Here is a 7757-nt window from a genome sequence, read left to right on the forward strand (position 1 = left end):
GAATGAGACGTGGGCAGATTGCGCAGTCAGATTGATCGTCAGATGGCGTCAAAATTTTGCAGGCAGGCTGACGCCTGTCAAAAAATTTGGGCGCTATATGACGGAAAATATGCAAGCAAGATGCGTGCGGATCATTTCGGGATAGGCTCTAAAAATACCCCAACAGGAGGAGTTCGCTATGAAGGTCCTGATGATCAACGGAAGCCCACACAAAAACGGCAATACTTATACTGCCCTGCACGAAATGGAGAAAGTCTTTCAGCAAGAGGATATCGAGGTAGAGATACTCCATATTGGCAGCAAGGCCATACGAGGCTGCATTGGGTGCCGCAAGTGCAGCGAAACCGGCCAATGTGTGTTTGACGATGTGGTCAACGAGGCCGCCCCCAAATTTGCCGCCTGCAACGGACTGGTGGTGGGCAGTCCTGTCTACTATGCCTCGGCCAACGCCACGCTGGTGGCTTTTCTCACTCGGCTGTTCTACAGCAGCCACTGCGACAAAACCATGAAGGTGGGCGCTGCCGTAGCCGCTGCCCGCCGGGGCGGTCTTACCGCCACCTATGATGAGTTGAACAAATTTTTTGGCATCTCCGGCATGCCCATTGCCAGCGGCCAGTACTGGAACGGCGTCCACGGCCAGACCCCCGGCCAGGCGGAGCAGGATGCCGAGGGCCTGCAGCAAATGCGTACTCTGGCCAAAAACATGAGCTTTTTGATGAAGAGCATTGCTTTGGGCAAAGAAAAATTTGGCCTGCCGGAGAAGGAGCCCAAGCAGTTCACCAATTTCGTGCGGTAAGGGCCCAGAGCCAGGAGTACAACCAGCATACATCTCCACAGAAAGAGAAAAAGGAGACGGGTCCCCCGCCTCCTTTTTTTCATTGCAAAAATTCACAGCCCCAGCTTCTCCCGGGTCTCGGCCAATGTCCAACCCTGTTCCAGGGCAACGCGGGCCAAGTCGTTATGCTCCGGCTTTTCCCGGCTGACTCCCCAGCCCCGGGCCGACTTCACCCGCAGGTCTCCAAAGGGGGTGTGTTCTGTCCGCTCCGCGCGGCTGAGCACATACCGGCTGCATAGACGCTCCCGCACCCCCAGGGTGGTGGTGTGGGCAAACAGCAGGCCAGCCATTTTCTCCCGGTCCTCCGGGCGGCACAGACAGGTGAGCATCACCCCGGGCCGTCCCTTTTTCATGCCAATGGGCGTGGTGAAAACGTCCAGTGCCCCGGCCTCCATCAGCCGTTCCAGTCCAAAAGCAATGGCCTCGGGGGTCATGTCGTCCAGGTTGCAGGCAAGTTCCGCCACCTCATCCCCGGCCTCCTCCGTCTCTCCCAGCATGGCCCGCAGGCCGTTCATGGCAGCAAAATCTTTGGTTCCCATGCCATAGCCGGTGCGCTCCACCCGCATCACCGGGGCGGGGCCAAAGCGGGTGACGAAATGCTTCAGCAGAGCCGCGCCTGTGGGGGTACACAGCTCTCCGGCAATCTCCCCGCCATAGGTGGGCGCCCCCTGCAGAATATGGGCCGTGGCCGGGGCAGGCACCGGCAGAATGCCGTGGGCGCAGCGCACCTGGCCGCTGCCCACATGCACCGGCGAGCACAGCACCTGGTCCGGGGCCAGCCGGTGCATCAGCAGGCAGACCGCTGTCACGTCTGCCACTGCGTCTAAGGTTCCCACCTCATGGAAGTGGATCTCCTCTACCGGCACCCCGTGGGCATGGCTCTCTGCCTGGGCAATAAGGCCGTACACCGCCAGCACATCCCGACGGACCTGTTCAGGCACCTGCAGGTGGGAGACTATGTGCTCAATATCGTGCATTCCCGCATGGTGGTGGGTATGTCCATGCTCATGACTATGTTCGTGGCTGTGCTCATGGTTATGTTCATGACTATGCTCATGACCATGCTCGTGGCTGTGTTCATGGGCATACTCGTGACTATGCTCATGGCCGTGCTCACAACTATGTTCATGACTGTGTTCGTGATTGTATTTGTGACTATGTTCATCGCCGTGTTCATGGGCACGGCCCAGAGGCACATCATGACTGTGCTCCTCCTGGCTGTCCACAGCCACAGTAACATGGGTGCCGGTAACGCCGCACTTCACCGAGGGCGCGGCGGAAAAACGCACGCCTGGCAAGCCCAATGCGTTAAGTTCCTCCACCAGCTGCTCCCGCTCCGGGAACAGCTCCAGCAGGGCTGCGGTGAGCATGTCCCCCGCCGCGCCCATAGCACACTGAAAATAGAGCGTTTTCATGGAATTCTCTCCTTTGAAGAATGAAAGTATTGCCGTAAAAATTCCACCTGCATCGTGGGACGAGCCTGTTGCCCACGCCAGCCAAAGGCAGATACCAGAGGAGCAGGCTCTTTGGCAGGGTTCAGAGTCTCACTCTGAGCGGGCGTGGAGATGGCACACAAGCTACAAACCGACAGAGCTACAGGCAAGAGCCAACGCCCCGTCATCTTAGAGCCGCAACCTCAAACGCCATAGATAAACCAGCCCCCATTCCAACAGGTAAAAGGGCACACCAAAACTAGCGGCAAAAGCAGAGTTTGCGCCCTCTTTGAAAACACAAATCGAATGCTTCACGCTTTGATTACGTTTAGCCTCCGGCGGCCCGGGACTTTTGATGTTCGCTTCGCACAGTCCCCTGAGAGTACGCCAAAAGGAGAAAGCCCCTTCTTCATGTTCTTGGGAATACTTCCGGTTGCTTTTTGCTCGCGTCTTGGGCTTCTTCAGGTTTTGGCGGACGCTTTTTCGTTTTTGGGCATACTTTTCCCCATCGCCGCTATGGCAATGGCTACCAGGGGGTTCAGCCAGCCGAAAAAGGTGAAGGGCCCATACTGCCAGGCCGAAACTCCCAGCATATTCTCGGTAAAGCCCGCGCCAGTGCTATAGGGCACAATGCCCCCGAACACAGTCCCCGCGTCTTCCAGGGCCCGGCTCAGGTTCTGGGGGGCCAGGCCGTGCTCCTGGTACAGGGGGCGGAACAGCCGCCCTGTCATAATAATGGCCACATACTGCTGGCCTGTGCCCAGCAGCACCCCCCAGGCGGTGAGAATGGTAGCGATCACCAGACCCTTGTCCGACTTCACATGGCTGACCACCTTTTGCAGAATGGCTCCGGCCATGCCTGTCTTCTCAAAAATGCCGGCAAAGCACAGGGCAATCATCATCAAGGCCACTGTGCGCATCATGCCCATGACGCCTCCACGGTTCAACAGCGTGTCCACTGTGTCAACCCCCGTGCTGGCAGAGAAGCCGTTCATCACGCCCCCCAGCAGAGAAGAGAAGTCCGCCCCCTGCACAAACAACGCCGCCAAAAAGCCCAGCAGCGCCGCTCCCAGCAGTCCCGGCAGGGCGGGCACCCGAAAAATCACCATCACAAGCACCAACAGCGGCGGCAGAAGCAGCAGCGGGTGAATCACAAAGCTCTCCTTCAAGGTGGCTATGGTCAGCTGCACCTGGCCGCTGCTGGTGCTGCCCCCGCCAAACACAAAGCCCAGCGCCCCATATATCATGATGCAAATGACATAGGTGGGGGTGGTGGTGACCATCATGTGGCGGATGTGGTCAAACACATTGGTGTCTGACACAGAGGGGGCCAGATTGGTGGTGTCGGACAAGGGGGACATTTTGTCGCCAAAATAGGCCCCGGAGACAATAGCGCCCACCGTGATGGCCGGGGGAATGCCAATGGCCTCCCCAATGCCGAACAGGGCCACCCCCACTGTCCCAATGGTGGAAAGGCTGCTGCCAATGGCCAGGGACACCAGAGAGCACAGCAGCAGGGCTGTCACCAGAAAGAACCGGGGGGAGATCAGCTGCAGGCCGTAATAGACCATCGTGGGAATAATCCCCCCGGCCATCCAGGCGGCGATCAGGATGCCGATGGACATAATGATCAGCAGCGCGGGCAGGGCTGGGGTTATGGCCTGAACAGCACCGTCCAGCATGTCCTGCCAGGAGAACCGGTGGAGCGCACCCACCCCCGCCGCAAGAGCGGCGGCCAGCAGCAGGGGCACATGGGGCGCAGCCCCCAGCAGGGCGGTAAATGCCACCACCAGCGCGATCAGTGCGGCGAACACTGCCGCGCTCAGCCCAAAGCCCACCGCCTGGGGTGTTCGTTTGGCGTCTTGCATGAAAAAGCCTCCTCATAGGGTGATGAAATGACAGAGCACAGTAAAGTATACTAAAACAGTATACCATCCTCCCGGCGGTTCGTCAACAAGAAAATCACCAGGGGGGAGTGTCCCAACCGCAGAGATAATCATCTGTGTTCCCCCCGCCCGTAGGGCGGGGGGAACACGAAAAGCTCTCCGAAACGGACACTCCCATCACCAGGCCGTTCCTCAGTCAGACATGCGAGAATGCCCAAAACATTTGTGAATAATTTGTAAAATATTTGTCTTGACTTTTTTGCGCTCCTGCTGTAGAATAAAACTCCTTTCCGTTTTTTTGCAAAAATCAGCGAAATTCACAAAACGCAGTCAGAAGAAAGGAGTGTCCCATATGATAGAAGTAGAAAATCTCTGTAAGACCTTTCGGGTCGCCCGCCGGGAGGCAGGCTTCCGGGAGGCAGTGAAAGCCCTGTTCCGCCGGGAGTATGAAACCATTCATGCTCTGGACAACATCAGCTTTTCCATTGCCGCCGGGGAGATGGTGGGCTACATAGGCCCCAATGGGGCGGGCAAGTCCAGCACCATCAAAATTCTCAGCGGCATATTGACCCCGGACAGCGGCCTGTGCAGGGTCAACGGCCGGACGCCCTGGAAAGAGCGCACCCGGCATGTGCAGGAGATTGGCGTGGTGTTTGGCCAGCGCAGCCAGCTTTGGTGGGACGTGCCTGTTAATGACTCCTTTGAGCTGCTCAGGGAGATATACAACATTCCCCCTGCGGTGTATAAGAGGAATGTGGATGAGCTGACAGACCTTCTCTCTCTGAAGCAGCTGCTGCGCACCCCGGCCCGGCAGCTCTCTCTTGGCCAGCGGATGCGGTGCGAGATTGGAGCCTCTCTGCTCCACGACCCGAAAATTCTCTTTCTGGACGAGCCTACCATCGGCCTGGACGCAGTGTCCAAGCTGGCTGTACGGGAGTTCATTAAAAGACTCAACCAGCAGCGGGGCACCACGGTGATTCTCACTACCCACGACATGCAGGATATTGAGGCTCTGGCCAGCCGGATCATTCTGATCGGCAAGGGGCGCATTCTTTTGGATGGGAGCCTGGAAGATATCCGCCGGGGCGGGGAGCAGATTGACGAAACCGTGGCCGAGCTCTACAAAAAGTTCGATGTGACCTGAGGTGGCAAAATGAAAAAATACATCGCGTTTTTTCGCATGCGCTTCGCTATGGGGCTGCAATACCGGGCGGCGGCGTTAGGGGGGCTGGTGTGCCAGTTCTTCTGGGGGGCTATGGCAATTCTGGCCTTTCAAGCCTTTTATGAAAGCGACCCTGGGGCCTTTCCTATGGAGTTCCACGCCCTGTCCAGCTACATCTGGCTGCAGCAGGCCCTGCTGATTATGATTACCTTCAACGGGATGGACAACGAGTTTTTAAACGTCATCCAGAACGGCAATGTGGCCTACGAGCTGTGCCGCCCAGTGAGCCTCTACCCCATGTGGTACGCCCGCACTGCCGCCAGCCGGGTCTCTGCCGGGGGGCTGCGCTGCGGGCCCACCCTGCTGGTGGCGCTGCTGATTCCCGCACCCTTTGGGCTGATGCCGCCCCCCAGCCTTTCCACCTTCCTGTGGTTTCTGCTGTCATTGGCGTTGGCAGTCGGGGTGGTGGCCGCCATGACCATGATTGTGCTGATGATCACCTTTCACACCATCTCCCCCCGGGGAGTCCGGCTCATCGCCATCGGCGTCACGGACTTCTTCGCCGGGGCCATCATCCCTCTGCCCTTTTTTCCGCAGGGCATCCGCCAGGTGATGGAGCTGCTCCCCTTCTCCGCCATCCAGAACGTCCCTCTGCGCATTTACACGGGGGACATCTGCGGGCCGGAGCTGGGATATCATATGCTGCTGCAGGTTTTCTGGCTGGCGGCGTTGATTGCCCTGGGCAAGCTGTTGGAGTGGAAAGAGCTGAAAAATGTTGTGATACAGGGGGGCTGATCCATGCGTCTTTATCTGAAATATTTTTTGATTCACCTCAAGTCTGTCGTGCAGTACAAGGGCTCGTTTTTTGCCACGGTGACAGGCTCATTTTTCACCTCCTTCTCGGTGTTTCTGGGGGTCTTCTTCATGTTCCAGCGTTTTCACACTGTGGCAGGGTTCAGCTATGAGGAGGTGCTGCTGTGCTACGGCATCATGCTCATGGGCTTCTCTATTGCCCAGATGTTCGCCTCAGGCTTCAAGGTGTTCGACAGCATGATTGCCAACGGGGAGTTTGACCGTATCCTCTGCCGCCCCCGGAATGAGATCTTTCAGGTGCTGGCCTTCCGCATTGACTTTGTGCGCATTGGTATGCTGCTGCAGGGGATGGTTATGCTGGTATACGGCCTGCTCAGCTGTCAGGTGGACTGGAATTTTCCCCGGGTGCTTACCGTGGTCTTCATGGTGGCCGGGGGCATGACACTGTTCTCGGCACTGTTTCTCCTGGAGGGGGCCATTGCTTTTTTCACCCTGCAGGGACTGGAATTTATGAATGTGTTTACCTATGGGGCCATTGAGCACGGCAAATACCCTATCGGCATTTATGGCCGGGGTATGCTGCTGTTCTGCACCTTCTGCATTCCCTACGCATTGGTGCAGTATTACCCCTTGCTCTATCTGCTGGGCCGGGCGGATGAATGGTGGAATATTTTTCTGCCGCTGGCGGCCTGCCTGTTTGTGCTGCCCTGCTGGGTGGTGTGGCGCATTGGTGTGCGCCACTACAAGTCTACCGGTTCGTAAAGAAAGGAGAAATCACCATGTTGGAAACTAAAGACCTGATCCTGGATAAGGCCAGATTCGAGGATTGGAAGCCCATGTACCGCAACGTTTGGAGCCGCCCGGAGAGCTTCCGCTATATGCTCCCGGAGTTGAGCCCGGATGAAGCGGAGGCCCAGGACCGCATGCGCCGGACCATTGCGTTCCAGAAGGAGCGTGAGACGGCCTATACCATCTTTCTGAAGTCCACCGGCGAGGCCATCGGCTTTACGGGCATCGCCCGGGTGGAGGGGTACGTCTGGGAGGAGACCGGCATCTGCATTGGCCCCGGCTTCTGGCGGCGGGGCTACGGCTGGCAAGTCCTGCAGACTCTCCTGGCATACGCCAAGGAGCTGGGAGCGGACACCTTTCTCTACTCAGCTTGGGAGGAGAATGCAGCTTCCCGGCGGCTGGCGGACAAGGCCGGGTTTGCCTTGTACGCTGCGGAGCAGCACACCCGGCCCTATGATGGACGGAGGTATACGCTGCTGAAGTATCAGAAGGAGCTGTAGGGTGGAAAAGGGGCCTGGGACATGTGTAGTCAGCTGAGAATTTCTATTGTGCATTCTCTACCACATAGCGTTTCAAGTCATCCGGCAGTTCAACGCGCCGTGGCGGCTGTTGGGAAGATAACGGAGCCTTCGCTGACAAAGCCGCTGCTGGAGTGGGCTTTCGTGAGGTTGCCACCCAGGGTGGAATATATGGCGGCCGCAATCTACCGGACAGCGGATGCTTCTACAAAACGATTCTATCCAGCCGCTGCCCCAACCGGCTGAGAATCTCATTGGGAATGGTCCCCGCCTGCCTGGCTACTTCAGCGGCGGAGATTTTCAAATCTCCCCACCGCCCAA

General features: G+C 57.8%; 7 protein-coding genes. 5 read left to right on the forward strand and 2 right to left on the reverse strand.

The genetic code is table 11. From position 1 onward, the window contains the following. Positions 1-178: 178 nt before the first annotated feature. Positions 179-796 carry a flavodoxin family protein gene (locus tag ACTO5E_RS09230; RefSeq protein WP_482303147.1) on the forward strand — a complete coding sequence of 206 codons (618 nt, stop codon included), beginning with the start codon at positions 179-181 and terminating at the stop codon, positions 794-796. Between the two features lie 92 nt (positions 797-888). On the opposite strand, the gene larC is transcribed toward ACTO5E_RS09230, so the two are convergent. Together larC and nhaC are read right to left on the reverse strand one after the other, a co-directional pair. Further along, positions 889-2250: a nickel pincer cofactor biosynthesis protein LarC gene (gene larC, locus ACTO5E_RS09235; protein ID WP_482303148.1), complete on the reverse strand. Its 1362-nt coding sequence runs from the start codon at positions 2248-2250 to the stop codon at positions 889-891. Between the two features lie 479 nt (positions 2251-2729). After that, on the reverse strand, positions 2730-4136 hold the full coding sequence (gene nhaC / locus ACTO5E_RS09240) for a Na+/H+ antiporter NhaC (protein WP_482303150.1): 1407 nt from the start codon (positions 4134-4136) through the stop codon (positions 2730-2732). A gap of 370 nt (positions 4137-4506) precedes the next feature. Between nhaC and ACTO5E_RS09245 the strand changes: the two genes are divergently transcribed. From ACTO5E_RS09245 to ACTO5E_RS09260, 4 genes are read left to right on the forward strand one after another with little or no spacing between them, the layout of a single operon-like run. Then, the gene (locus ACTO5E_RS09245) at positions 4507-5298 is read left to right on the forward strand and encodes an ABC transporter ATP-binding protein (protein WP_482303152.1); all 792 of its coding nucleotides are present in this window, start codon (positions 4507-4509) and stop codon (positions 5296-5298) included. Positions 5299-5307: 9 nt separating this feature from the next. Beyond that, entirely contained in the window at positions 5308-6111 is an 804-nt protein-coding gene (locus ACTO5E_RS09250) for an ABC transporter permease (protein ID WP_482303153.1), read from the forward strand. A gap of 3 nt (positions 6112-6114) precedes the next feature. Continuing rightward, positions 6115-6891, forward strand: coding sequence for an ABC transporter permease (locus ACTO5E_RS09255; protein ID WP_482303154.1), 777 nt, complete (start codon positions 6115-6117; stop codon positions 6889-6891). A 17-nt stretch (positions 6892-6908) separates the two neighbouring features. Next, positions 6909-7418 (forward strand): GNAT family N-acetyltransferase, encoded by a 510-nt coding sequence (locus tag ACTO5E_RS09260; protein WP_482303155.1) that lies wholly within the window; start codon positions 6909-6911, stop codon positions 7416-7418. Positions 7419-7757: the final 339 nt, after the last annotated feature.

This window comes from Acutalibacter sp., from assembly GCF_056800975.1.